The sequence below is a fragment of the Gardnerella sp. DNF00354 genome (assembly GCF_049262755.1).
Taxonomy (GTDB): Bacteria; Actinomycetota; Actinomycetes; order Actinomycetales; family Bifidobacteriaceae; genus Bifidobacterium; species Bifidobacterium vaginale.
Window position 1 is genome coordinate 257,425 of the sequence record NZ_CP058402.1, and the last position, 25,308, is coordinate 282,732.

Below are 25,308 nucleotides of genomic sequence, written 5' to 3' on the forward strand. Positions count from 1 at the left end.
TTAACCCAAATCACGTACAAAAAGCGGAAAAGATTGACGCACTTTGTAGCTAGCAATCATCAATTAGCTTAACCAATCAATAATAAAATTCCGTTAAATTTACTGAGTTACAGAATAAAATACGATTTTCTAAAGCTAAAAAGTCACTTTACAAACAATTTTTCTAATCACTTGCGACATGATTTGCTAACACTTTTATATCCGTGTATACTACACATTGCTTATACACGGATTTCAATAAAAATGTGACGCTGCTCAACGCAGCAAAACGCGATGTTGCGTCGCATGGAATCTGTTACTATGCCACCAAAGAACATGCCAAGCTGGCATGATATAGGAGGTCAAGGATGACGAATATGAAGAAAGTGCTGGGCGCAGGCCTCGCAATCGCTACAATGTTTGGATTTGCTGCATGCGGTTCTAGCACCAACGCTGGCTCCAGCAGCAAGGCAAACCCAGTAAAGCTCACCGTGTGGTCTTCTTCCGAAGATCAGAAGGCTGGCGGCTGGATTCAGGCTATGGAGAAAGCCTTCAAGAAGGATCACCCAGAGGTTACTTTTAAGAACGCTGTTGTTGCTCCACCAGATGCTGCTAAGACCGTTAAGCAGGATGCTAAGGCTGCTGCCGATGTTTACCTGTTCCCTAACGATCAGCTCGGCGACTTGGTAAAGGCAAACGCAATTGGCGAGTTGAGCGATGATGCCGCTAAGCAGGTTAAGGAAGACAACGATGAGACCATCATCCAGTCTGTAACCGCTCAGGATGGCAAGCTTTATGGCGTTCCATACATGGGCAACACTTGGTTCATGTACTACGATAAGTCCAAGTTCTCCGACGAAGACGTTAAGTCCCTCGATAAGATGCTCGAAAAGGGCAAGGTTGCTTTCGATATCAGCAACGCTTGGTACCTTCCAGGCTTCTACCTCGATGGCAACATGACCCTCTTCGGCGAGAAGAGCAACGATGGCAAGGCCGGCATCAAGATTGGTGATAAGGCTGCCGAAATCACTAAGTATGTTGCAAAGCTCATCCAGAACAAGAACTTCGTAATGGATGGCGACGGTGCTGGCTTGTCTGGCATTAAGAACCACACTGTTGACGCTTACTTCTCTGGCTCTTGGGATGCTGGCGACGTAAAGAAGGCTTTGGGCGACAACTACGCTGCTGCTCAGCTTCCAAAGTTCAAGTCTGAAGATGGCGAACATCAGATGAAGTCCTTCGCTGGTTCTAAGGCTGTTGCTTACAACCCTAACTCCAAGGCTCCAGAGATGGCCGCTAAGTTCGCTGCATTCCTCGGTTCTAAGGAATCCCAGGAGCAGATGTACAAGCTTCACGGCGATATCCCAGTTGCTAAGTCTTTGGCTGATCTCGTTAAGGACAACCCAGCCGCTGTGGCTCAGATGAACACCATTGCTAAGACTTCTGTCTTGCAGCCAACCGTTCCAGAAATGGGTGCCTTCTGGGATCCAATGAAGACCTTCGGTACTGCATTGGCAAACAAGGAAGTCAATGATGGTAACGCTGCTGCAAAGGTTGCAGACTTCCAGAAGGGCTTCGAGGAAGCTCTCAAGAAGTAAGTATTAACTTACGACTGTTTTCTGAATTTAGATTCTTTTAAAAGAAAATAATATTTAGAGAACACACGGCAAGGACGCCCCGCTCCCCTAAGGATTTTAAAATCGGGGCGGGGCGTCTTTTGCTTGTAAAAAGCCCCACAATTTTACGAAAGGCATGTCATGACTGGCACGACATCCACCAAGCGAGGGAAGCGTAAGAAGGCACCTGCTGCCGATGAATACATTGCTCCTTCGCAATACTCATTACAGGAGGCTGCAAAGCACGCAGACGTACTGTCTTGGGTTTCGATAATTATCTTCGGTTTTGGTAACTTCGTTCGCAAACAGTACGTGAAAGGTCTCGTATTCATTCTATGCGAGGCTGGAGTTCTTGCCTTCTTGGCCACAACTGGCGCTGAATATCTACCAAAATTCGGTACTCTTGGTACTAAGAAGCAGGGTAGAGTAAAGATTAACGGCTTCTGGCACTATGTGGCTGGAGATAATTCTGTTGAAATTTTGCTGTATGGCGTTATGAGCATTGCAGCAATTGTTGTTTTAATTTATTTAGCTACTTTGTCTTTGCGTAGCGCATACAAAGCTCAGGCTTTTGTAGCGCGCGGAGAAAAGCCTATCACTTTTGTTAAAGATGTTGAGTCTTTGCTCGACCGCCATGCGCACGTTGGTTTTATGACTCTTCCAACCGCTGGAATTGTTTTGTTCACGGTCTTGCCATTGGTGTTCATGATTTCGATGGCATTCACAAACTATGATCGCGACCACACACTGCTGTTCCATTGGGTTGGTTTAAACAACTTCTTTAAGATTCTTGGAAATACAACTGGAACCATTAATGCTGGAATCTTCTTTGATGTTTTGATTTGGACCCTTGTTTGGGCTTTCTTCGCTACATTCTTGAACTTCTTCTTCGGCATGTTTATGGCAATGATTATTAACAGGCGCACCACTCGTCTTAAGAGCTTGTGGCGTATCTGCTTCTCTTTGACCATTGCTGTCCCACAGTTTGTGTCTTTGCTTGTTATGCACAGCATGTTGCAAAGAGATGGCGCTATTAACCGTCTTCTTATATCTTCTGGCTGGATTCATTCTCCACTACCGTTCTTCCAGGATGCTACTTGGGCAAGGGTTACGGTTATTCTCATCAACCTTTGGGTTGGTATTCCTTACACCATCATGCAGATCACTGGTATTTTGCAGAACGTTCCAGCTGAACTTTACGAAGCAGCAGAGCTTGACGGTGCAAGCTGGTGGCAGCGTTTCATGAATGTTACTATGCCATACATCTTCTTTGTTATGACTCCATACCTGATCACCACCTTCACTGGAAACGTTAATAACTTCAACGTTATTTACCTCTTGTCTGGCGGCGAGCCAACACCAATTGGTTCTTCTGCAGGTAAGACTGATTTGCTCATCACCTGGCTGTACAAGCTTACGGTTGATAAAGATAACTACAGCATGGGCGCGGTAATCGGCATTATGACATTCATTGTGCTTGCGATTGTTGCTTTGATAACATACCGCAACTCTGGCTCCTACAAGAATGAGGAGGGATTCCGGTGAGTAATAAGAAGGATCTTATGCAAGGCGAACAGACCGTGCATAGTGTACGTAGTGTCCCATTCTGGCGCGATCAGCGTATCCGCCGCATATTCGGAGACATTGTAGCTCATCTGTTCCTGATTGTTATGGCTGTGATTTGGCTTGCGCCAATCGTTTGGGTGTTCTTGGAAAGCTTTAACCAGAACACTGCACCATATCAGACAACGTTCTTCCCAACTAAGTACACGTTTAATAATTACATTCAGCTGTTTACTGAGCGAGAAGTTCTTGACTTCCCACGCATGTTCTTGAACACCTTGATTGTGTCTATTTTCGTGTGCATTATCTCTCTGTTCTTCGTGCTTGTAGTAGCGTTCTGCATGTCTCGTTTGCGTTTCCGCGGTCGTAAGACATTTATGAACATTGCTTTGATTCTTGGTATGTTCCCAGGCATCATGGCAGTTATCGCTATCTACTTCATTTTGAAGGCTTTTGGCTTAACGAATGGTTCTGTTGTTCTTATTTCCCTTATAATCGTTTACTCTGCTGGTAGCGGCATGGGCTTCTACGTTATGAAGGGATATATGGACACGATTCCAAAGTCTTTGGATGAAGCCGCTTATTTGGACGGATGCACAACTTGGCAAGTGTTCTGGAAGATTATTCTTCCAATATGCAAGCCTATGATTGTGTTCCAAGCTATTGTTAGCTTCTTGGGTCCATGGCTTGACTTCGTTTTGGTTAAGACTATTGCCCGTACTCAAGATAATTACACTGTGGCTTTGGGCTTGTACCAGATGTTGCAGAGAGAATACATCAATCACTGGTTCGCACGATTCTCCGCTGGAGCTGTGTGCGTTTCCATTCCGATTGCAATCCTGTTTATTGTCATGCAGCGATTCTATGAAGAGTCGATGTCTGGCTCTGTTAAGGGATAGTAACCTCTACATCAATTGTGGGGTTTAATTGAAAATGGGGGCCGAGCGTTTTAAAGCGTTTCGGCCTTCATTTTCTTCTGAATAATTAAAAGAAGGATATATTACATGACGTTCACGTCTTCAACACAATGGCCAGTGTACTCGGGTCAGCTTGGATGCTCGCTTAATGAAAAATCAACAACATTTACAGTTTGGGCGCCAACCGCATCATGCGTAACGCTAAGACTTTTTGAAACAGGAAACAACAGCGAACCGTTCAAAACACGTAATTTAAAGCCATTGCGCGACGGCGCATGGAGAACTTCAATATTGCAAAGGCTAGATGGCGTTTATTACGACTTTCTGGTGACTTTTGCTGATGGAAAAGTGAATCGTACAAGTGACCCTTGGGGTGTTGCTAGTGGCGTAAATGGCGAGCGCAGCATGGTTGTAAGTGAGGAACGCGTTAGCCCAGCTGACTGGCACAAAGATAAGTCGCCAGAGTTTGTGCGCCATGCCACGGTTGTTTGGGAAACGCATGTTGAAGACTTTAGCAGCAATCCTGATGGAGGATTTAAGCCAGAACACCGCGGTCAGTATCTTGCTTTTACAGATTCGCATACGACTTTAGGTGGCGATAAGCACTTCCCTACTGGAATCGACTATCTTAAAAAACTTGGCGTAACTCACGTTCAACTAATGCCAATCTACGATTTTGCAACTGTGGATGAGGTTGCGATTTCGTCTGCTCGCAAAAACAGTGAGAGCGTGGATTCGCTTTACAATTGGGGCTACGATCCACATGCGTACAATGTGCCGGAGGGTGCTTACTCTAGCAATCCATACGACGGTACGGCAAGAATACGCGAGTGCAAGGCTATGATTGGCGCTTTGCATAAGAATGGTATACGCGTAGTTATGGATGTTGTTTATAATCACATGTTTGAGGCTGCGTCGAATGTGTTTGAAAGTGTCGCCCCAGGCTATTTCTGCAGGCGTAAGTCTGATGGGTCTTTTGCTAATGGTTCTGGCTGCGGTAACGAGATGGCTTCCGATCATCCTATGTTTAGGCGTTTTATGATTGAGTCTATTTTGCATTGGGCGCGCTGCTACCATGTGGATGGCTTTAGGTTTGACCTTATGGGCTTAACGGATACGGAAACGTTAAATATGATTCGTGCCGAATTAGATAAGCTTGATGGCGGCAAAGATATTCTTATGTACGGTGAGCCGTGGGGTGCGGCTGCTGCAGCTGTATCTGATGATTGCCCTATGGGAGATAAAGCTGGGCGCGGTTGCCTTGATTCTAGAATCGGCTGGTTCAGCGATGAGTCTCGCGACACGCTTAAGGGCAATGTTATGGATCATCATGACCGCGGTTATGTAAATGGCAATGAGTTTTGGACAGCAGATCCTGTACGAAACGCGTTTAATGGCTGGCGTGGTATGCCTTGTGCTGGTAAAAGCGTTGGTCAGATTGTGCAGTATGTTTCTGCTCACGACGATTTGACTTTGTGGGATAAGCTGTGTATTTCTATGCGTGACAATGCGTCTAGCTGCGATTTTGACGCAAGCGATCCAAACAGCGTTGCAGACATCTTTAACGCTAACATTCTTAGTGCTGGCATAATTTTGTGTTCTGCTGGAATGCCATTTATGCTTGGCGGCGAAGAGTTTGGTCGCACTAAGCACGGTTGCGATAATTCTTATAATCGCGGTGTGCTTATGAATCAGCTGGATTGGTCTAGAACTAAACAATTCCAGCCGCTTGTAGAGTGGTATAGTGCGCTTATATCGCTTCGCGCTAAGAATGCGGAGTTTTATGATGCTCAGCACACAAGGCTTACTGCGTCTGATAATACTGTTCTTGCGGAGCAGATTGGAAGCGACTTGATTGTGTGTGTGAACCCTATGAATGATGCGTCTGCAACAATTGATTTGCCTGCTAAATCTGCAAGCCCGTGGCGCTGCGTGTTGGATTCCACTGAGTATTTTGCTAAGTGTACGGGGCACGACTCTGGCAGCTGCGTTTCTATGCTGTGCGACGATAATGGCTCTCAGCGTGCGGTTCATGTGCCGCCGCGTACATTCGTTGTGTTAAGTCGCAAGCGCGCTTGATTGCTTGAGTTCTTGAGCGCGCTCGGCTCGCATTTTATCCCGATTTTGTTCCTTTATTCTTGTGATTTGGGAACAAAGTCGGGATTATTTTTTGGCTTATGATTGAATATTAATATTTTTGGGAAATAACCTAATATTTTCGAATACTGAGTCGAATACTAATATTTCAAGGCAAAACCTTGTAATTTCCTTAATTGTTCCTTATAACTTGCCAAAGTGAGCGAATTATTCCTGTGATTCTGCTAGAATAACTTTTATACTTTATACCCCTATTATGTATATGCAGAGTAGAAAAAATATGCAGAGTAGAAAAGTAGAAAGTTCAGAAACAAGACAGAGACGCAAAACGTAATAAACAGTCAGCGCTTTGATCTTACAACTTGATAACTAAACAAATATCCCCACCCCCCAAACCTAAATGATTTGAAGAATGAGGTAAATATGAACGCTAAAATTGCAGCCGCTATCTCTTTGGGCGCAAGCTCTTTGGCTCTTATTGGAAGCATAAGCATTGCCAACGCAGCCAACGCAGCCGAAGCGACTACAACAGATACGTCCAATCATCCAGCAGCACGTGTTGAAAGCATATCCGACACTGGTTTTAATGCTGTTAGCAATGTTGTAACTATAGATCCGCAAAGCTCTACACCACAAACCGCTAATTCTCCTGTTGCTGGCGACGCTGGCAAACCTGTGTCCACACCAAAAGCTGGCGACGACTCGCTAACTGAGGATCAGCAGAAAGCTAAGGCACAAGCAGATGAACAGGTTAAAGAACTTGCAAAAAAAGCAACTGAAGCAAGCACAGCTTCTGGTGAAACAAATAATGACGCTAACGCAGTAGAGCAAGAGGTAGAAAACGCTAAGACTCAGGCAGAAACTGCAAATAAAAAAGTTACTGAAACTATAGCAAATAAGAAAAATGCTGAAGAAGGCATTAAAAAAGCTGAAAAAGATATAGAAGAAGCAAAACAGCAGAAGTCTATTGCCGAAAAAGAGATTGAATCTAAGACTAAAGCCGTAGAAGAGGCAAAAAGAGTTAAGGCAGAAGCTGATGCTTCTAAGAAAAATGCTGAAGAAGTAAATAAAATAAATTCAGAGAAAAAAGACGAACAAGATGAAGTCGTTAAAGACGAGGAAAAAGATTTCAATGAGACTTCAAAGGCTCTAGAGCAAGAGAAGTCTAAAAAGTCTGATCTTGAATCTGCCTTAAAGAAAGCAAAGCAAGAGTCTGAATCCGCTAAGGCGGAAGCTGAAGAGCTTGAAAAAGAAGCAAAGCAAAAGGAAGCAGCTGCTGAAGGCGTCGATAATAAGATTGAGAACATTACTAAGCAAATTAAAACTGCAGAAGAAAATCTAGAAACTCTTAATACTGCTAATGATCAAAACAAAATTAATCAGTTAAAAGAAAAAGCTGCTTCAACTAAGAAAGATGCTGAAGAAGCAAGCCTTATCGCAGAACAAAAGCTGAATGAATACAAAAAGAAACAAGCTGAAATAGATAATCTTAAATCAGAAAGAAGCGAACTTGAGAAGACCGAGAACCTTAGAAAACAAGGCAATGCCGAAAAACTAAATGATTTAAATGGAAAGATTACTAAAGCAGAAGATGAAGCAAACACGCTAAAGCAAGAGTCAGAACAAAAACAACAAAAAGCAAAACAACTTGCAGGAGAAGCTGAAACCGCTCAAAAGGAACTTGCTGAAGCTGACAAGTCTGCAAGAATTAGCGAATTATCTTCTGAAATTGAAAGATTAACCTCAGAGAAAGATTCTTTGACAAAAGTTTCTGATGACGCAAAAGCTGCTCGAAAAGCTGCTAACGAAAAGAATGCTAAGGCTGAAAAATTAGCTAAAGAAGTTTCAGATAAAGAATCCGAAATAGCTGAGTATAAGAAGACTATAGAAGTGTTAGAAGGTTCTAAGCAAGAAGCAGAAGAATCATTAAACACTGCTAAGTCTAAGTTAGAAGAACTTACTAATGCTGCTCAAAAATCTGCTCGCAAATTGCAGGAAGAAATAGGCAAAGCAGAAGAAGCTGAGAAAATAGTTAAGAAAGAAACTAATGCTCTTGAAGAAGCCAGAGAAAATAGAAAAACATTTGAAGAAAACATTGAAACTTCTAATGAATCATTACGAAGAGCAACTAATGATTTAGAGAATACTAAAACGCAGCTTGAAGAAGCAAAGAAAGCTGTTGCAGAAGCTAAAGACAGGCTAAATAAAGCTAAAGCGCAAGCGCAAGAAGTTATATCTAAAGTAAATAAAACAAAGGAAAAAATAGCTAATATAAAGAAACAAGCTGAAGAAATTAAGGAAAAGATTAGAAATACAATCAAAGATCTTCCACCTAGTGCCCAAATAGAATACACTGCAAGATTTGCTGGATCAGATTCTGCGTTTGGTACAGTTGAGCAAGGCTTAAGCGGTCGAATTCAAAGAATGAACTTTGGCATATCAAAGATTGACTCATCTAATAATATGCTATCTAAGGCTGAGGAAGCTTTGAAACCGAAGGCTAAGAATCAAGCTCCGCAGAACGCTCCGCAGGCTCCACGAGAGAATCCACAGGATCAGCAACAAAATCCTGCAGTGCCAGAAACGCACGCTCCGCTTACACCTCCAGCACCTCCAGCGGCTTCAAATCCACAGGTTCAGAAGCCAGAAAACGGAGTGAAGCCAGAAAACAACGCGAAGCCAGAGGACAACACGCAAGATAGCAATAGCTCTTCTCGAGGAGACTTTGCAGGAAGCAACTCGCAGCAAGACGGTGGCAATTTGAGTGTTGCTCCAGGCGCAGGCTCTATAGAAGCAGCTCCTTCTGCTCCTGCTCCTGCTCCAAGCACTCCGCAGAATGCGCCACAGAACAACGCTGCACCAAGCACTCCACAGGCTTCGGCTCCTTCTGCTCCACAGTCTGCACCACAGGCTGCCCCTAAGCACAGTGCTGTTCCAGCGAACCAAACGGAGCCTGCGCATACAGCAAAAGCTGCAGAAGAGCTCGTAGAAAATGCTACCGATAAGTCGCAAGCAACCGCAGAGACTCCTGCACGCACGCCTCGTGCTGCAGCATCTGCTGCAGCTCCTGCATCTGCTGCTCCTGCTGATCCTACAGCAAGCTCCGCAAACACGACAAAGAGCGAAGAGTCCAAGAACACATCTAACGATTCCGCAAAAGATGAAAATCAGAAGGAATCCGAAGACTCCAAGAACGAAGACTCAAAGAGCGAAGACAATAGCAGCGATAAGAGCGCTCAGGCATCTGGCGCAAACAACGGTGAGCACGCCGCTGGCAACAACACAACGCTAATCGCAGCTGTTGCTGGCAGCATAACTGCTGGAATCGCAGCAATCGGAGCAGGATGGCACTTTATGCGCATCCGTCGCAAGTAGTCGCAAGTAGTGAACATGCGCAAATAATCGCAAATAACAAATAACAAAACCGCAGTTGGTATTTAACCTTCTGCGGTTTTTGTTAATGCGGTTTTTGTTAAATCCCACTAAAATCGCCAATATTGCAAACGATATCAATACTTAATATAATGGTTAGCTAGAGCGTGCCTCAATCCAGTGATGTGTTGAGAAATCGCACTCTTCGACATCGTTTGCAAACCAACATCGATGCGACGAGATTACATGTGCCACTGATTAACAAAGGAGCATCATGAGCACAACAGACAACGCCAAAACAAAGGCTGCCACGCCTGTGCCCGTAGAAGAAAGCGCAGAACGACTCAATCGTCCACTAATTCAGCTAGCAAAAGCCTGCGGAGTTGCAACTTTCTACATCGACCAACTAGGCGACTATACGGAAATTACCGATGAAGCTCTTGTTGGCGTGCTAGATGCACTAGGTTGGCAAGCAGATACAGAGGAAAATATTGCAAACTCACTAAAACTAGTGCAAGAAAAGCGAGATAGCGAACTTCTGCCACCAACCGTTGTATGCTTTAATGGCACAAAAACAATAGTGCCTGTGCATACTGGCGGCAGTGCAATCGACCCAAGCAAGATTCATGTAACGCTGACTTTAGAAGACGGAACAGAATACGAGGATACGCCTGATAAGCCTCTTAATAACTTTAAGACAAGCAAAGATGGCGATTTGTTGCTGGAGCTTCCAGAAGATTTGCCAATGGGTTACCACACTCTGAAAGCAACTGTAGATGACGAATGTGCCTTGCATGCTCAGGTTACACTGATTTCTGCTCCAGCAAGAATCCCTCTTCCGCAAAGCGTTCAGGAACGCCATCGCTGGGGCTACATGACTCAGCTCTATTCCGTGCGATCAAAGGAATCTTGGGGAGTTGGCGATTATGGCGACTTGCGTAGACTTCTTAAAGACGCGGGTAGCATTGGCAAAGCCGACTTTATGCTTATAAACCCAATTCACGCCTGCGCACCAGTGGCACCTTTAGAGCCTTCGCCTTATTTGCCTGAGTCGCGCAGATTCTTAAACGTAACTTATATTCGCCCACAGGATATTCCAGAATACGCGCAATTAAGCGATAGCCAGAGAGAACAAGTGGAAGCTCTGCACGAGTCGGTTGAAGCGCAAAACAACGATCCAAATCCTATGGATATTAACGCTGCTTGGAGTGCAAAACTACCAGCATTAAAGATGATTTTTGAGCAGCCTAGAAGCGCAGAACGCGAGCAGGATTTCGCAGACTTTAAGGCGCGTTCTGGAGAAGACTTAGACGCTTTTGCGACTTGGTGCGTAGCCTTTGAAGTTTGGGGCGCTCCTTGGGGAGATAACCTTTGGTTTGATACCACTGGCAAGGGCACTCCTCAGATTGACGCGCTTAAGCGCGAGCACGCTGATTTGTTGGAGTTCCACCGCTGGCTGCAGTGGATTGCAGACGAGCAGGTTGCAGCTGCCCATGCCGAAGCTAAAGCCGCTGGAATGGCGATTGGTCTTATGCAAGACATGGCTGTTGGTGTTCACGGTTATGGCGCAGATGTGTGGTGGAGCCCAGAACGATTTGCTAACGGCGTTAGCGTTGGTGCACCTCCAGACTTCTACAACCAGCAAGGTCAAGATTGGGGTCAGCCTCCATTTGACCCTAATTATCTAGACGAAACTGGTTACATTGCATACCGAGACATGGTTCACAACGTGTTCTTGCATGCTGGCGCGGTTCGCATTGACCACGTGCTCGGTCTTTTCCGCTTATGGTGGATTCCGCGAGGTCAAGGAGCTAAGAACGGTGCTTACGTGTACTACAACGTGGACGCTATGCTTGCTGTTCTTAGTATTGAGGCAACTCGCGCAGGCGGATTGGTGATTGGCGAAGATTTGGGCACTGTTCCAGCATATGTTTCTAAGGTTCTTGCCTCGCACGGAATTCTTGGGACTGTTGTTGAATGGTTCACTCACAACGACGATGCAGAAAAAGCCGCTAAGAAGGCTGGTAAGAAGCAGATTATATTTGCAAACCCTTCTACATACCGCGAATACGCTTTGGCATCTGTTACAACTCACGACATGCCACCTACAGCTGGATACCTTGCTTTTGAGCATGTTAAGCTTCGCGAGGAGCTTCATTTGCTTACCGATTCTGTAGAAAGCTTCCAGAAGGCTGCTAGCGCCGAGCGAGACGCCATGATGAAAATGCTTTTGGAAGGCGGATGGATTAGCAAGGATGCTGCCGAACATGTAGAAGACCATGTGCAAGAGATTGTGGAGGCCATGCATGCGATTATGCGCACTTCCCCATCTTTGCTTTTGCAAGTGGCGCTCGTTGACGCAGTTGGAGAAAAGCGTTCGCAGAATCAGCCTGGAACCAGTACAGAATATCCAAATTGGCGTATTCCTCTTGCTGATAAAGATGGCAATGTTGTTCATACCGACGAAGTGTTTAAGTCACCTAGAGTGCTTTCTATGGCAGCTGTTATGAACGGCAAAAATAATTAGAATTTAAGCCAAAATAACAATAAAAACAACAAAAAAGAAAGGGTGAAAACCTTTATAAATAAAGCTATTTAGAGTATAATGAAAGGGCATGGTTATCTGTTAAGAGTAACTTGTTTCCCTCCCCGACATGGTGTTAGGATTTGCGCATAGTTGCACATTTAAAGCACCTTGTAATGATGTCCCAAATGAGGCGAGCATCCATGATGGTGTTCGCCTCATTAATTATTTTGCAGAATACACGGATACCTAGTTACCCGCGATTACCTAGTTATCCGAATACCCGATTACTTGGTTACATCTAATTCTCGGGTTACTAATGTCAATTCACAAATCACTTACCACTTGTTTTAACGTATTTTGCAAACACGCGTTCAAGCAGCGGAGTGTGGAGCATAATCAAAGACCCCCATCCTAACAAAATCAACAATGGCAATCCCTGCAAAAAATACTTTAAAGACAAATAGACAAGCGCAAAAAATACAAAGTCAAGCAAAACCATCATAAAAGTGGTTGCAATGTAGCTCACGCCAAAAATCAGCGAGTTAATTAAAGTTCTGCCAATCGAGTTTTCAAAGCGCGCTTGCAACGCAAACACCCATTGAGCAACCAAAACCCACAAAATGCTAATCGCAAATTTTATTATTAAAAGCGGAGTAAGTCGCAAGAAAATCCAAGACCATATTATTAGCGCAAGAATCGGCCCTAAAATAAGCCAAATAATAGTTGCCTTAACAAAATTATTCTTAAAAGACTTAAAGTAGATTGCTGTTGTGTGCGCCTCGCCACGTTCAATTCTTCTGGCTGTTTCGTGAGCAGCTGTAATGGATGCGCCAATCGTTATAAGCGGAATGCTGGTAATAATCATTAAAATGGTAAGCCATACTGCGTCTGCAAACGATTCCATTCCTTGTGCAAACTTTGAATCGGGGCTTCCAAAAGAAATCATTACAACCACTCCCGCAAATCTAAACAAATCTAAACAGATTTAAAGTAGATCTAAACAAATCTAAAATAACAATACACTATAAAATACACTATAAGATATGCTTAAACACAAATGATGCTTAAACACAAATGATGGTGGCTACAAACACTTGCAACCACCATCATGCATGCCACCAAAGCCAGAAGGAGAAAAGACTTCAGCCCTTTACCGCACCTGCCATAACACCTTTAATTATGTACTTTTGGCAGATTAGGTAGAATACTATGATTGGAACAATCGCCATAACCAAGCAGCCCATCATGGCACCCATTTCAACAGAGCCATAGCCGCCCTTCAAATATTGAACTGCAATAGAAACCGTCTTGTACTTGTTCAAATCCAAAGTTAGGTAAGGAAGAAGGAAGTCGTTCCAAATCCACATTGTTTGCAAGATAGAAACGGATATAATCGCAGGCCTCATAATCGGCACAATAATCTGGAAGAATATGCGAGGCACAGAAGCACCATCAATCATTGCAGACTCTTCCAATTCTTGAGGAATGCCCTTTACAACGCCTGTAAAAATAAACACAGCCAAACCTGCACCAAATCCAAGGTAGATAATCCACAAGCCCCAAGGGGTGTTCAATCCAAGCTTTGTAGTGATGTTGGAAAGCGTGAACATAACCATTTGGAATGGCACAATCATGTTGAACAAGAACAACACGTAAAGCGACTTTGCAGCCCAATTGTTTACTCGCACAATCCACCATGCGCACATCGAAGTGCACAAAAGAATCAGAACTACAGCGCCAATAGTTACAACAATTGTCCACCAGAAGCTCATCAACAAATTCGTGCGATTAACGCCAAGAACGTAATTATCAAAGCCAATAAACGACTTTGGAGTAAGTGAAAATGGCTCGCTAGCAATATACACCTTTGACTTAAAGGAGTTTATAAACACTATCGCGATTGGGAAAATCCACAGCAAACTCACTACAGCAAAAAGCGTGGTCCAAAGCGCAGGATGCTTAGTCTTCTCGTTCATGCTGCCACCTCCTTAGAAGTTGCCAACTTGTTCTGAAGCAAGGCAATAACGGCAACAATAATGAAGAATATAACTGCCTTAGCCTGGCCAACACCTTCGCCATTAATTCTTCCATAGAAAGTGTTGAAGATGTTTAATGCAAGCATCTCCGACTTTCTAGAAGGAGCACCATTGGTCAACGCCAAGTTCTGATCGAATAGCTTGAATCCGTTTGTAACAGTCAAGAATGTGCACACTGTAATGGACGGCATCATAAGCGGAATCGTAATCTTAAACAGCGTTTGCATTGGGGTTGCGCCATCAACGGCAGCAGCCTCAATAACGTCTCCTGGAAGCGCTTGCAAGCCAGCAATGTAAATAATCATCATGTAGCCGATTTGCTGCCAGCATATCAAAAGAACCATGCCCCAGAAGCCGTATGTTGCAGAATACGTAATAGCGCGGCCAAAGTAGCCCAAAATACCATTAAGCACTACCTGCCAAACGTAGCCCAAAACAATGCCACCAATCAAATTCGGCATAAAGAATACCGTACGGAATAGGTTGGAGCCTTTGAACTTTTTTGTAAGCATGTAAGCGATTGCAAATGCAATAACATTAATAACAATTGTTGTTACAACCGTAAAAGCCGTTGTAAATATTAACGAATGAAGGAAGTGTGGGTCGCGCAAAGCCTTGCGATAATTGCGTATTCCAACAAACTTTCCGTCAGTAACAGTGTGGAACTTAGTAAAGCTAAGATACACGCCCATTACAAATGGCACCAAGAAACCAATTACAAATGCGGCAAACGTTGGTAGAGCGAACAACGCCCACCATTTGCGTATTGCTTTTCCACTCATATTAATCATGACTCGTCACTTTCTCCTCCTTGAGTACGACGCTTGTACGAGCGTCGACGCCCGAACCAATACTTTTATATTACTACATGCAACAGCAATGTCAAACGTTGTCATTTTTTTGCATGTCGTTACGCGATGAAAATAAAATCAAATGTGAAGAAAATCCCTATTTTTGGCGATTTTGCAGCAAAATCTGCTATCATTATTTTTATTGCAAACGTTTGTGTATAGGGGGCGCAATGAGCATTGATGTATGAGCTTCTCATATACTATCGTTGAAGATGTTTGAGTGATATTAATGAAGACATTAATAAAAAAATATTGATGAAGATATTGATGTTGTGCGAATAAAGGAGTTCACATGCCGGCTAATATTCAAGATGTTGCCAACGAAGCTCACGTATCAGTATCTACTGTTTCACGCTCATTTACACGACCAGACTTAGTTTCCGCAATAACTCGCAACAAAGTGTTGGCTATTGCAGAAAAACTAAACTTCTCAATATCTCGTTCTGCAGCCGCTTTAAAATCTGGTAGAACTCTAAGAGTTGCACTACTAATGAGCGACAGCATTCGTCTGTGGTTTAGCGCATCCATAATACAAGGATTGAATCAGGTTCTTCACCCAGCAGGCTACGATCTATCAATTTTCCAAATATCAAGCAGCCAAGAGCGCGCAGAATTCTTTGATATGCTACCAACTCGAAGAAATGCGGATGCTGTAATAGTTTGCTCATTTGACGTAAATAAGTCGGAAGTTGCTTCATTAAAGGCAACTGGCGTACCGGTTTTAGGCATAAACTGCTTATATCCTATGGACTGCGATTTTGACGCAACAATTAATATTGACGACGATCAAGGAGCGAGGCTTATGGCTCGCCACCTTATTGGATTAGGTCATAAAAACATAGCTTATATTCGCACAAATCGCGATGTTTCCCTGCATTTCAGCGTTTTACAACGTTATCATTCGTTTATTGACGAATGCAAGATTAACAATATTACACCTACCGAAATCGTAGCTCCAGAAGGTTTAGACCGTATAAGTTCAATAGTTTCATCGCTTTTAAGTAACAGTAGCATGCCTACTGCAATTGCATGCCAAGAAGACGGAATAGCAATACCTTTAATGTTCCAGCTTTCTAGAAGTGGATACAATACTCCAGGTGATCTTTCAATTATCGGTTTTGACGACAGCTTCTACGCTAGAGAAACAGGACTTACAACTATTAGACAAGACCCTGTAAGCATGGCCGTAGATATTGCAAAAATGACTTTATCTTTAATTAATGGAGATTATTTAGATGAAAGTCGCAGATACATTACGATTCCAGCACAGCTAATTGTGCGCTCGAGTACATCTCAACTTGACGTAGCTTAATTCAAGTACCATCTTAAATGCAATCTTAAAAATACTATTTAGATATCAGACTATTAGATATCAGACTAAATTCAAACAAAAGAGCTTCAAACCGATAAGGCCTGAAGCTCTTTTAGTAGGCTATTAATGCACTGTGCTAATGCAATTACATCAACAGCCCAATCTTAAATTATCATTTTAAATTATGTTCTTAAATTATGACTTTAATTTGTAATCAAGTTTAAGCCGAATAATCAATATTCAGATTAATCCTGATCTTCGTGAGTCTGAGCAACTTCCTTAGCCCAATTGTCAACGAAGGCGCTCTTAACCTTATCCCACTTGCCAGTGCCCTGAGCATACTCAAGCAAAGCGGAGCCAAGATCGTTCTTCCAGTTGTCAGATGGCATCATAGTGAAGTTCCAGCTTACAGGAGTCTTACCAGACTGAGCATCTTCAACAGCAGCAGCAGTCAAAGGATTCTCAGACTTCATATCAGCAAAGCTCTTGAATGGAGTGGTGAAGCCCATCTTCTTAGACATAGCTTCCTTGCCGTAATCAGAGGTAAGAACCCACTTCAAGAAGTCCTTAGTTGCCTTCTTGTTTGCATCCGAAGTCTTATCGTTAATGCACCAATAATTCTCGGAACCAGTAGCCAAGCCTTGCTTTTCTTCACCCTTAGCACCAATGTAGATTGGGAGCATGCCAAGGTCTTCAGCCTTCATACCAGCCTTCTGCAAATCAGTCCAAGCCCAAGTACCATTCTGATAGAACACAGCCTTGCCAAGCGAGAACTCAGAGTTTGCATCCTCGCCAGTCTTAGAGCTGAGCTGAGTTGCAGGAGTGGTGGAATCAGTAATGTAAAGATCAAAGATCTTCTTGTAGCCATCAAGGAACGTGCCCTTGATCTTTGCTGGCTGCTTAGTTACCTTGTCTGCCTTGAACTCATAGTACAGAGGAATGTTTGCAAGGTGAGTCTTAAAGCGCCAATCAGAGCTGGAATCGAAGCCAGCAGAAGTGAAAGCACCATCAACACCAAGTTCACCCTTACGAGCCTGAATGTCATCAGCAACAGCCTTAAGCTTGTCGAAGGAGTTAATCTCTTCAGCAGACTTTACCTTTGCATCCTTAAGCTCAGTGTACTTCTTTAACAAAGACTTGTTGTAAATCAAGCCGTAAGTTTCCATTGCGTATGGAACACCAACAACCTTGTCTCCATCCTTAAGAGCAATATCCTTGTTCTGAAGCTGCTTGTAAAGCTCGGTATCCTTAAGATCTGCAGTGTAATCCTTCCAAGACGCATATCCAACAGGACCATTCACCTGGAAGAGTGTAGGGGCTTCATCACCCTTGCTGATTTCACTCTTAAGAGACTGCTCATATGTACCAGAAGCAGCGTTCTGGACCTTTACAGGAATACCAGTCTTCTTGGTATATTCCTTAGCAACTTCCTTCCACTGATCAGCAGATTCTGGCTTGAAGTTAAGGAAGTAAACCTTACCCTTGTCGGAAGAATCCGAAGAGCTGGAACCACATGCAGCGAGCGCACCGAATGCCATCGCGGAGCAAGCTACAAGCGCAATTGTTGACTTAATTGTACGATTCATCATCGAACCTTTCTCCTATGCCGTCGACCCTACTATGAGCCGCCGCACCCCTAGGTGCCCTTTTCGACAATTTTTATTATGCCTCAAATGCAAAAATATTGCAAACGATAGCAGTGTTGATATGATGGCGTGTCGAATAATCTGCAACAATCACAAATCAACAATTCCAGCGAACGATTACACGATCTCCCTTATAAGTTCCAAGAGCGCTGTAATGAGCAGTGTCTAGTCGCAGCAACCGCGCTTGAGACGCATCAACGCCTAACCACCTCATAGCTAAAATTCTAAGAACATGCGCGTGTGCAACAATAATCACATCCTTGCCGCTTTTAAGCTTTGGCAAAACAGAGTCGATTATTTTTTGCGTTCGATCAGAAACATCCTGCAGACTTTCCCCATTGCAGCGTACGACTTTCACCGTTTCACCACTCGGAAGAGACTCTTCACAAGAATCCGACATAAACTCTGGAAGAGCCTTAGGACCATCTCGCCAAACATCCCATGATTCTACTCCGCTTAACGCGGAGACATCTTTTCTAGTTCGCCCTTCTGCACACCCATAATCCCATTCAGCTGCGTATTCTAACGGCGTGCAATACGTAAAACCCGCCAGTTGAGCTGTTTGACGAGCACGAACAAGAGGGCTTACAAACTGGCAATCCGCATCAAAACCCTTAGGAAATGCTTGTCGAATGCGCTCACCAGCATAAACTGCTTGCGAACAACCAATTTGAGTAAGCGGTATATCCGTTCTACCTGTATGCTGACCTGATTCGCTCCAAACAGTTTGTCCGTGACGCAAAAGAACAAGTCTACCCTCGGGAGCTCCGCCACAAGTTGCTGGAACATCTTGAATCTCGTACGAATCTCCGCCAAATGAACCACCATTAACGTCAACGTCAATACTGTTCAGCATAAATCCACTCCACCTTAAGCACCGCCAACAAGTCAAAAATCTACGCTTGGTGCCTTAGCGCAAATCTAAACCCATTACTTACAAACTGGCTCCACTGCCATATTCGCTCGCTTTTATAACACTTTTATAACACTTTTACATGTCAATTACTAATTGGTATTTCGCTACCATTAACATAAAAATATGACGTTAACCCAAAATGATTCACGATATGATTCACGGAATGATTCGCAGCACAATTCACGACAAGACTTTTCTGGTCAATTTTATACCGAATCTTCCAACGCACATGCAGATTATTGTGCGACTCATAATGCGTCTCACAGCGCAACCCGCAGCGCTTCAAATCTTACAATTAAGCGTTTAAACAAGGTTAACGATAAAGCTATTGCATTAAGACAAAAAAGACTTAAAAATCCTGACACTTTGTTAGATATGATTGCAAAATCTGCAATTCCTGCAATTGTTACAATGGTCGTAGGTAAAGTCGCAGAAATCGTATGGAAGCATTACGTAAAAAACAATAAAATGCACAAAATCGCGCAAAATAAACAAGAAGATTCTTTGCTCATGAACATCGGGCTTGCGATTTTTAGCGCAATCTTAACAACAGTTGCAGGTAGATACACAAATCGCGCGGTACTATCTGCAATTAAGAAAAGGCAAAGTCGCAGAAAATAACAAGAAAAACAAGTATTTTAAGTAGTCTAAATAGCATAAATATTTTTAAGTAGCATAATTTTAAGGAAATAAAATGACAGAGCTGCAGCAAAATAACGATCAAAATAACGATAAACAGATTGAAGAAAATAAAACAATTCAGACGCTTCTTAATCGCAGATCTATACGCGCTTTTAAAAACGAGCCAATTAGCGAAAATATTGTAAAAACGTTGGAAGCAGCAGCACAGCGCGCAGCTTGTAGTCAGTTTTTAAACGATTGGTCGGCTATTAAAATCACTAGCAAAAATCTTAAACAAAAGCTTTCCGAACTTGGAAATCAAACTTATATAGCCACAGCGCCACTTTTGTATGTTTTTATTATTGATCAGCACAGAAATGCTGCTATAGCGCGCAAAAATGGCATTGATTCAGACGGAGGCGACTTTACGCTTAAAACAGGCTACAGATTCTCGCAGTCGCAAAATGACGCAATTCTTGCATTGCACGCTATGGAAACAGCAGCAGAATCGCTTGGACTCGGTTGCGTAATTCTTGGTTCAATTTTGAATAATATTCCAGATTTAATTGAACTTTTGAAGTTGCCAAAATACACGTATCCAGTACTTGGGCTTGCGATTGGCAAGCCAGACCAAAGCCCAGAGTTAAAGCCGCGCATGGATTCAAGCATGCAATTCTTTGAAAATGAATACCCTGGCAGCGATGATGTTTTGCTTGAAAAACTTGCAGAATTCGATGAAAGAGTGCATAAATACTACGATTTACGTAATGCAGATAGGCCAGTGGATGCTTTCAGCGCACAAATCGCAAAGCTTGCTGTAGATTCTGGCGCCAAAAACCATAGTTGCGAATCGCAGCTTAACGCGCAAGGATTTACTTTTAAGTACTGATTTACTGATTTGCTGATTTTTAGTGTTAATTATTTAGCGTTAATTATTTAACGAAGACGCGGCTTATATCCGCGTTTTCTAGACTTAGGTTTGGTTGTTTCAAACCGCGATCGCATATCGCAATACTTACGAATTGCAGGATTTGAATGCGTTAAATGCCAACTTCCGCAATAATCGCATTTATAAACCCATAATCTTGCTCCGCGCTCTCTAAGGCTTTTATCCGCTGCCATAAGAGCCTGCCCTTTATTGGCATACATTATTTTTTGGGTAGATTCACATCTGCGCGGAGTAAAGAAATACATGTAACCCATAGTATCACCGCAACAAACTGCGCAATTATTTGTGGAAAATATATCAAAAATGTACCAAAAATATATAAAATTTGACCCATTTTTGGCACAACGTCAGCAGCTTCTTCCCGCATTTGTTGTCGTAATAGCCAATTCGGAAGACAAACGCGGGAGTAGTGCTATCGCGGATTACCCGTTCGAGCAGTGCTACAAACACACTACAAGATTGAGGCTTGCGCAAAATCGTATTCCAGCAAATCAAAATAAGTTCAATTTAATGTCTTTTTAGTTCAATTCTTAATTATTACTCAGCCAGAATTTGGTCAAAATTCAAAATAAATTCAATTCTAGGCTTGCAAAATGCTTTTTTATGCGTAAAATTGTCTTTTAATCGCCTCAAAGTTCAATTTATAGCTTCTATTTTGAACTTTGTTATAAGTTTGTTCAATTTAAGAATGCTGATTTTATGAGCTTCTATAAGATGGCATAAAGAAAGACGGATTATGGCACAGAATTTTGCAAACGACCTTAAAAAGGCCATGAAAATCAAGGGATACAAGCAGATTGATGTAATCGAGCTTGCAGCAAAAAGCGGCCATAAGCTTGGCAAAAGCCAGTTAAGCCAGTATTTAAGCGGCAAAACTGAACCTCGCAAAGACGTGCGAGATATGCTTGCACAAATTCTTGAAATTAGCGACTACGGAATCAAAGGTGGGCATTCTTGCGCGAAAACCGCGCAAAAGTCGCAATTAGATTGCAGCGAGCAGCACGAGGAAAATCGCCAATTAACAGAGGAAGAGCTTTCCGAAACACTCAAACATAGAAACTTCAACAAATCCACCAAACTTGAGCACGTGCTCTACGACGTTCGAGGCCCTGTTGTAGAAGAAGCAAACCGCATGGAAGCAAACGGAACGCATATTTTAAAGCTCAACATTGGAAATCCTGCGCCTTTTGGATTCCGCGCTCCAGACGAAGTGATTTACGACATGCAACAGCAGCTTATTGACTGCGAAGGCTACTCGGATAGCCGCGGACTTTTCTCCGCACGCAAGGCGATTATGCAATACGATCAACTTAAGGGCATTCCAGGCGTGCAAATGGAAGATATTTACACTGGAAACGGTGTTTCAGAGCTGATTAACCTTTCTATGCAAGCGCTGCTTGATTGCGGCGACGAGATTCTTATACCAAGCCCAGACTATCCTCTGTGGACTGCGTGCGCGAGCTTGGCTGGCGGCACTCCTGTGCACTACATGTGTGACGAAAAGTCGCATTGGTACCCAGATATTGCCGATATTCGCTCTAAAATCACGCCTCGCACTAAAGCAATCGTGATTATTAACCCGAATAATCCTACGGGCGTGCTGTATAGTCGCGAAGTTTTGGAAGAGATTGTTAGGATTGCGCGCGAGTTTAATCTGATTATTTTTGCGGACGAGATTTACGACCGTCTTGTTATGGACGGCAAAAAACATGTTTCGATTGCTTCTCTTGCTCCAGACGTGTTCTGCGTAACTTTTAGCGGACTTTCTAAGTCGCATATGATTGCAGGCTTCCGCATCGGCTGGATGAGCCTTTCTGGAGATAAGTCCAAGGCTCGCGACTACATTATGGGTCTTAATATGCTGTCTAATATGCGCTTGTGCTCGAACGTTCCTGCACAGTCGATTATTCAGACTGCTTTGGGTGGATACCAGAGCGTTGAGAAGTATTTGGAGCCAGGCGGACGCGTGTATGAGCAGCGCGAGTATTGCTATAACGCGCTTCAAGAGATGGATGGCGTAAGCGTTGAACGACCAGACGCTGCTTTCTACATGTTTGTAAAGCTCGATCCAAGTCGATACAACATTCACGACGACGAACAGTTTGCGCTTGATTTGCTGCGCGATCAGAAGTTGCTGATTGTGCACGGAAAAGGCTTTAATTGGCAGACTCCAGGTTACTTCCGCGTAGTCTACTTGCCACGCTTGCAAACGCTTCGCGATGCAATGGGCAAACTCTCCAGCTTCCTCTCCTACTATCGCCAGTAGAAATCATAATTTTTGCATAAACAAAAAATTACGATTAATTCTGACCCTATTCAAGAAATTATGCATATAGTGCCACGCTAAAAAAACTTAACGTGGCACTATATTTTTCATAGGAGGAAGGAATCAAGTATTTACTACGCAGCCTATTCTCTTATAGATGCTGCTGGGCCAATTGACTCACGCAGCAGCACAGTAATAGGTAGGCATACGTGACGGGATGATGCTCGTTCATACCCAGCATTCAAAGTCTCTACTATATATTCAGCAGCTAAACGTCCTTTAGTTGTGACAGGTTGTTTAACTGTTGTCAACGGTGGATTACTACATGCAGACTCATCTATATCATCAAATCCTGTAACAGAAATATCGCGTGGGATTTGCAAACCAGACTGTCTAGCAGCATCCATTACTCCAAACGCAATAACATCACTAAAACAGATGAATGCAGTTGGTAATACAGAATTATTTTGTTTTATTTGTGCAAAAGCTTCTTCTCCTCCAGTACGAGTACATGGCACTTCAATAACATTTTTCTTATCGACCAGTGGAGCTATTCCATTCTCTTCTAAAGCAGAAACCACACCATCAATACGGCGACGAATTGTTCCATGCCAAGAAAGATACCCATCATCATTGCCTGATTCTGGAGAAATCACCACAAAATTGCGATGACCCAATGAAATAAGATGCTCAGTTAATTCTTTCATAGCGCGCGACTCATCAATATTGATACTCGGAGCCTGGCTATGTACTTCACTGTCAACAATCACAAATGGCTTTCCTTGCTGCATAAGAGCTTCAACTTCACCACGATCTTCTTCTAAACCAGTTACTATAAAACCGTCAACTGCAGCATAAGGAATTGCTTTTAACATAGAATTACGAAGTGGAGGCACTAAAAGAAGCGTCAATCCCTCTCGCTCACAGATTTGCCCAATACCCTGAATAAATTCCGAATAGTATGGATTTTCTAGCACTCGACCTAATTGCTGCGGTAGTAACAATCCCAAACTATTTGTCTTTTGAGTTCTCAGCATATAAGCAACAGGATTACGCACATATCCTAGTTCCTTTGCAACTGAAAATATGTGTTCTACAGTTTCTGACGATAAGCGATCAGGAGTATTATACGCAAAGGAGACAGCAGATTTAGAGACACGCGCTGCATCAGCAATATCCTGCATTGTAATTTTCTTTCCCATGCTTCACACTTCTTACTTCTACATTATTTTTACTGTTGAGCCTGCAATACGATCATAGAACTATCTTTATTAGGGCGCCAACTATCTCCAACAGTTACACCATTTATAATTCGCCAATTATGATTTTGCAATTGTTGAGGTAGCTTCGATGAATTATACTCTAATAAATTACTACGTGAAATAATCATCAAAAGAGATTCTTCCTTATGCTCTCGCGAAATAATGACAGTATCTCCATCAACAGCGTAACAACTTTGCGTACCCCTCCGCAACGCAATATGATCACGCCGCAATGCATTTAATTGAACAATTGTACGGAATATTTCAGCATTTGTATCAAGACTATCCCACTGCATACCAGAACGGCACCCAGGATCATTATCGCCAACCATACCAAGTTCATCACCGTAATAAATCATCGGAGCACCTTCGCAGGCAAACATGCAACAGTAGGCAGTTATGCAATCCTCAGTATTATTTTGATGCGCAGTTAAAACACGCTCAGTATCGTGACTACCCAACAAATTCATCATCCCATGGTGATATCCATACGGTATGCGCTCCTGCAGACGGTTAATACCGTTAACAAAATCGTATGCATTGAATCGCTTTGTTGCAGTAAAACCTAAAACTAAATCACGCAGAGTATAATTCATTGTGCTATCGGTAGTGTCTCCTTGCAACCATTGAGCAGGGTCTCTCCATTCTTCAGCTATCAAACATAATTCTGAATTTTTTGATTTAACAACTTGCCTAAAATCCTGCCAAAATTCTGGATAAATAAAATATGGAACATCAAGACGATAACCGTCGATACCTTGATCAATCCAATATTTCGCAACATTAAAATGATGCTCACGCACCTTTGGATTAAACACATTCCACTTCGGTAGATATTCACAACCAGAACAGGTTTTATAATTAGGCACAGGCAATGACTTAACTGGAAAGTTTTTCACTGAAAAATAATTAACATATTCTGAATTCTCTTCATTTTTAACAACATCTTGAAACATCCAATGAGTTTTACCACAATGATTTAAAACTGCATCTAGTACTATACGTATATTCCGCTTATGCGCTTCATCTACCAATGTATGGAAATCTTCAAGAGTTCCTAAAAGTGGATCGATTTTAAAATAATCGTTTGCGTCATAACGATGATTTGTTGCAGCAGAAAAAATTGGATTCAAATAGAGCGCGTTGCAACCTAAATCATGAATATAATCAAGTTTTTCTGTAATTCCAGCAATATTACCACCTAAGAAATTCTCACGCGTAGGCTCAGCATCCCATGGATCAAGCGGCACATGACCTTCAGTTAGCATACCGTAGCCTTCACAACGATAGAAACGATCAGGAAAAATCTGATAAAATCTTGCATCAGGCAACCACTGTGGTATAGACATAATAAACCCCATCCTTAATATTTCTACAA

The 25,308-nt window shown here is 42.8% G+C and carries 18 protein-coding genes; 10 read left to right on the top strand and 8 right to left on the bottom strand.

All coding sequences use genetic code 11. From position 1 onward, the window contains the following. Positions 1-347: 347 nt before the first annotated feature. The 6 genes from HXT24_RS00950 (at position 348) to malQ (ending at position 12,071) form a co-directional block, all read left to right on the top strand. Entirely contained in the window at positions 348-1,577 is a 1,230-nt protein-coding gene (locus tag HXT24_RS00950; RefSeq protein WP_019261224.1) for an extracellular solute-binding protein, read from the top strand. A gap of 159 nt (positions 1,578-1,736) precedes the next feature. Next, positions 1,737-3,140: a carbohydrate ABC transporter permease gene (locus HXT24_RS00955; RefSeq protein ID WP_004113788.1), complete on the top strand. Its 1,404-nt coding sequence runs from the start codon at positions 1,737-1,739 to the stop codon at positions 3,138-3,140. After that, the gene (locus HXT24_RS00960) at positions 3,137-4,057 is read left to right on the top strand and encodes a sugar ABC transporter permease (protein ID WP_004113786.1); all 921 of its coding nucleotides are present in this window, start codon (positions 3,137-3,139) and stop codon (positions 4,055-4,057) included. Before HXT24_RS00955 ends, HXT24_RS00960 begins: the two co-directional genes overlap by 4 nt. A gap of 105 nt (positions 4,058-4,162) precedes the next feature. After that, the gene (gene pulA, locus HXT24_RS00965; protein ID WP_422119454.1) at positions 4,163-6,154 is read left to right on the top strand and encodes a type I pullulanase; all 1,992 of its coding nucleotides are present in this window, start codon (positions 4,163-4,165) and stop codon (positions 6,152-6,154) included. A gap of 441 nt (positions 6,155-6,595) precedes the next feature. Then, positions 6,596-9,547: a hypothetical protein gene (locus HXT24_RS00970; protein WP_422119455.1), complete on the top strand. Its 2,952-nt coding sequence runs from the start codon at positions 6,596-6,598 to the stop codon at positions 9,545-9,547. A gap of 271 nt (positions 9,548-9,818) precedes the next feature. Then, positions 9,819-12,071 carry a 4-alpha-glucanotransferase gene (malQ, locus tag HXT24_RS00975; protein ID WP_422119456.1) on the top strand — a complete coding sequence of 751 codons (2,253 nt, stop codon included), beginning with the start codon at positions 9,819-9,821 and terminating at the stop codon, positions 12,069-12,071. 331 nt (positions 12,072-12,402) lie between these two features. Here the strand turns inward: malQ and HXT24_RS00980 are convergent, their stop codons facing one another. From HXT24_RS00980 to HXT24_RS00990, 3 genes are all read right to left on the bottom strand, one after another. After that, a complete protein-coding gene (locus HXT24_RS00980) occupies positions 12,403-13,017 on the bottom strand; it encodes a DUF624 domain-containing protein (RefSeq protein WP_422119457.1) in 615 nt (204 codons plus the stop codon). Between the two features lie 196 nt (positions 13,018-13,213). Beyond that, positions 13,214-14,047, bottom strand: coding sequence for a carbohydrate ABC transporter permease (locus HXT24_RS00985; protein ID WP_004124145.1), 834 nt, complete (start codon positions 14,045-14,047; stop codon positions 13,214-13,216). Continuing rightward, positions 14,044-14,898: a carbohydrate ABC transporter permease gene (locus HXT24_RS00990; RefSeq protein ID WP_016823999.1), complete on the bottom strand. Its 855-nt coding sequence runs from the start codon at positions 14,896-14,898 to the stop codon at positions 14,044-14,046. The genes HXT24_RS00985 and HXT24_RS00990 overlap by 4 nt, the downstream gene beginning before the upstream one ends. 352 nt (positions 14,899-15,250) lie before the next feature. Here HXT24_RS00990 and HXT24_RS00995 point away from each other — a divergent pair, with 352 nt between their 5' ends. Beyond that, positions 15,251-16,270, top strand: coding sequence for a LacI family DNA-binding transcriptional regulator (locus HXT24_RS00995; protein ID WP_410312604.1), 1,020 nt, complete (start codon positions 15,251-15,253; stop codon positions 16,268-16,270). 245 nt (positions 16,271-16,515) lie between these two features. Here the strand turns inward: HXT24_RS00995 and HXT24_RS01000 are convergent, their stop codons facing one another. Then, positions 16,516-17,859 (bottom strand): ABC transporter substrate-binding protein, encoded by a 1,344-nt coding sequence (locus tag HXT24_RS01000; RefSeq protein WP_004138370.1) that lies wholly within the window; start codon positions 17,857-17,859, stop codon positions 16,516-16,518. A gap of 154 nt (positions 17,860-18,013) precedes the next feature. Then, positions 18,014-18,772, bottom strand: coding sequence for a histidine phosphatase family protein (locus HXT24_RS01005; RefSeq protein ID WP_020761641.1), 759 nt, complete (start codon positions 18,770-18,772; stop codon positions 18,014-18,016). Between the two features lie 183 nt (positions 18,773-18,955). Between HXT24_RS01005 and HXT24_RS01010 the strand changes: the two genes are divergently transcribed. Beyond that, complete coding sequence (locus tag HXT24_RS01010; RefSeq protein ID WP_422119458.1) at positions 18,956-19,453, top strand: hypothetical protein; 498 nt, start codon at positions 18,956-18,958, stop codon at positions 19,451-19,453. Between the two features lie 73 nt (positions 19,454-19,526). After that, positions 19,527-20,342: a nitroreductase family protein gene (locus HXT24_RS01015; protein WP_422119459.1), complete on the top strand. Its 816-nt coding sequence runs from the start codon at positions 19,527-19,529 to the stop codon at positions 20,340-20,342. Between the two features lie 47 nt (positions 20,343-20,389). Here the strand turns inward: HXT24_RS01015 and HXT24_RS01020 are convergent, their stop codons facing one another. Beyond that, on the bottom strand, positions 20,390-20,656 hold the full coding sequence (locus tag HXT24_RS01020) for a hypothetical protein (protein ID WP_004138399.1): 267 nt from the start codon (positions 20,654-20,656) through the stop codon (positions 20,390-20,392). A gap of 482 nt (positions 20,657-21,138) precedes the next feature. Here HXT24_RS01020 and HXT24_RS01025 point away from each other — a divergent pair, with 482 nt between their 5' ends. Further along, positions 21,139-22,668, top strand: coding sequence for an aminotransferase class I/II-fold pyridoxal phosphate-dependent enzyme (locus HXT24_RS01025; protein ID WP_422119460.1), 1,530 nt, complete (start codon positions 21,139-21,141; stop codon positions 22,666-22,668). 143 nt (positions 22,669-22,811) lie between these two features. Here the strand turns inward: HXT24_RS01025 and HXT24_RS01030 are convergent, their stop codons facing one another. Both HXT24_RS01030 and HXT24_RS01035 read right to left on the bottom strand, forming a co-directional pair. Then, entirely contained in the window at positions 22,812-23,870 is a 1,059-nt protein-coding gene (locus tag HXT24_RS01030; RefSeq protein WP_048730994.1) for a LacI family DNA-binding transcriptional regulator, read from the bottom strand. Between the two features lie 29 nt (positions 23,871-23,899). Then, positions 23,900-25,279, bottom strand: coding sequence for a glycoside hydrolase family 13 protein (locus tag HXT24_RS01035; protein WP_422119461.1), 1,380 nt, complete (start codon positions 25,277-25,279; stop codon positions 23,900-23,902). Between the last annotated feature and the right edge of the window lie 29 nt (positions 25,280-25,308).

What these genes read in the sequence shown, in the direction of transcription:
- HXT24_RS00950 (WP_019261224.1), top strand. Translation starts at nt 348, where the DNA reads ATGACGAATATGAAGAAAGTGCTGGGCGCAGGCCTCGCAATCGCTACA.
- HXT24_RS00955 (WP_004113788.1), top strand. Translation starts at nt 1,737, where the DNA reads ATGACTGGCACGACATCCACCAAGCGAGGGAAGCGTAAGAAGGCACCT.
- pulA (WP_422119454.1), top strand. Translation starts at nt 4,163, where the DNA reads ATGACGTTCACGTCTTCAACACAATGGCCAGTGTACTCGGGTCAGCTT.
- HXT24_RS00970 (WP_422119455.1), top strand. Translation starts at nt 6,596, where the DNA reads ATGAACGCTAAAATTGCAGCCGCTATCTCTTTGGGCGCAAGCTCTTTG.
- malQ (WP_422119456.1), top strand. Translation starts at nt 9,819, where the DNA reads ATGAGCACAACAGACAACGCCAAAACAAAGGCTGCCACGCCTGTGCCC.
- HXT24_RS00980 (WP_422119457.1), bottom strand. Translation starts at nt 13,017, where the DNA reads ATGATTTCTTTTGGAAGCCCCGATTCAAAGTTTGCACAAGGAATGGAA.
- HXT24_RS00985 (WP_004124145.1), bottom strand. Translation starts at nt 14,047, where the DNA reads ATGAACGAGAAGACTAAGCATCCTGCGCTTTGGACCACGCTTTTTGCT.
- HXT24_RS00990 (WP_016823999.1), bottom strand. Translation starts at nt 14,898, where the DNA reads ATGATTAATATGAGTGGAAAAGCAATACGCAAATGGTGGGCGTTGTTC.
- HXT24_RS00995 (WP_410312604.1), top strand. Translation starts at nt 15,251, where the DNA reads ATGCCGGCTAATATTCAAGATGTTGCCAACGAAGCTCACGTATCAGTA.
- HXT24_RS01000 (WP_004138370.1), bottom strand. Translation starts at nt 17,859, where the DNA reads ATGATGAATCGTACAATTAAGTCAACAATTGCGCTTGTAGCTTGCTCC.
- HXT24_RS01005 (WP_020761641.1), bottom strand. Translation starts at nt 18,772, where the DNA reads ATGCTGAACAGTATTGACGTTGACGTTAATGGTGGTTCATTTGGCGGA.
- HXT24_RS01010 (WP_422119458.1), top strand. Translation starts at nt 18,956, where the DNA reads ATGACGTTAACCCAAAATGATTCACGATATGATTCACGGAATGATTCG.
- HXT24_RS01015 (WP_422119459.1), top strand. Translation starts at nt 19,527, where the DNA reads ATGACAGAGCTGCAGCAAAATAACGATCAAAATAACGATAAACAGATT.
- HXT24_RS01020 (WP_004138399.1), bottom strand. Translation starts at nt 20,656, where the DNA reads ATGGGTTACATGTATTTCTTTACTCCGCGCAGATGTGAATCTACCCAA.
- HXT24_RS01025 (WP_422119460.1), top strand. Translation starts at nt 21,139, where the DNA reads ATGGCACAGAATTTTGCAAACGACCTTAAAAAGGCCATGAAAATCAAG.
- HXT24_RS01030 (WP_048730994.1), bottom strand. Translation starts at nt 23,870, where the DNA reads ATGGGAAAGAAAATTACAATGCAGGATATTGCTGATGCAGCGCGTGTC.
- HXT24_RS01035 (WP_422119461.1), bottom strand. Translation starts at nt 25,279, where the DNA reads ATGTCTATACCACAGTGGTTGCCTGATGCAAGATTTTATCAGATTTTT.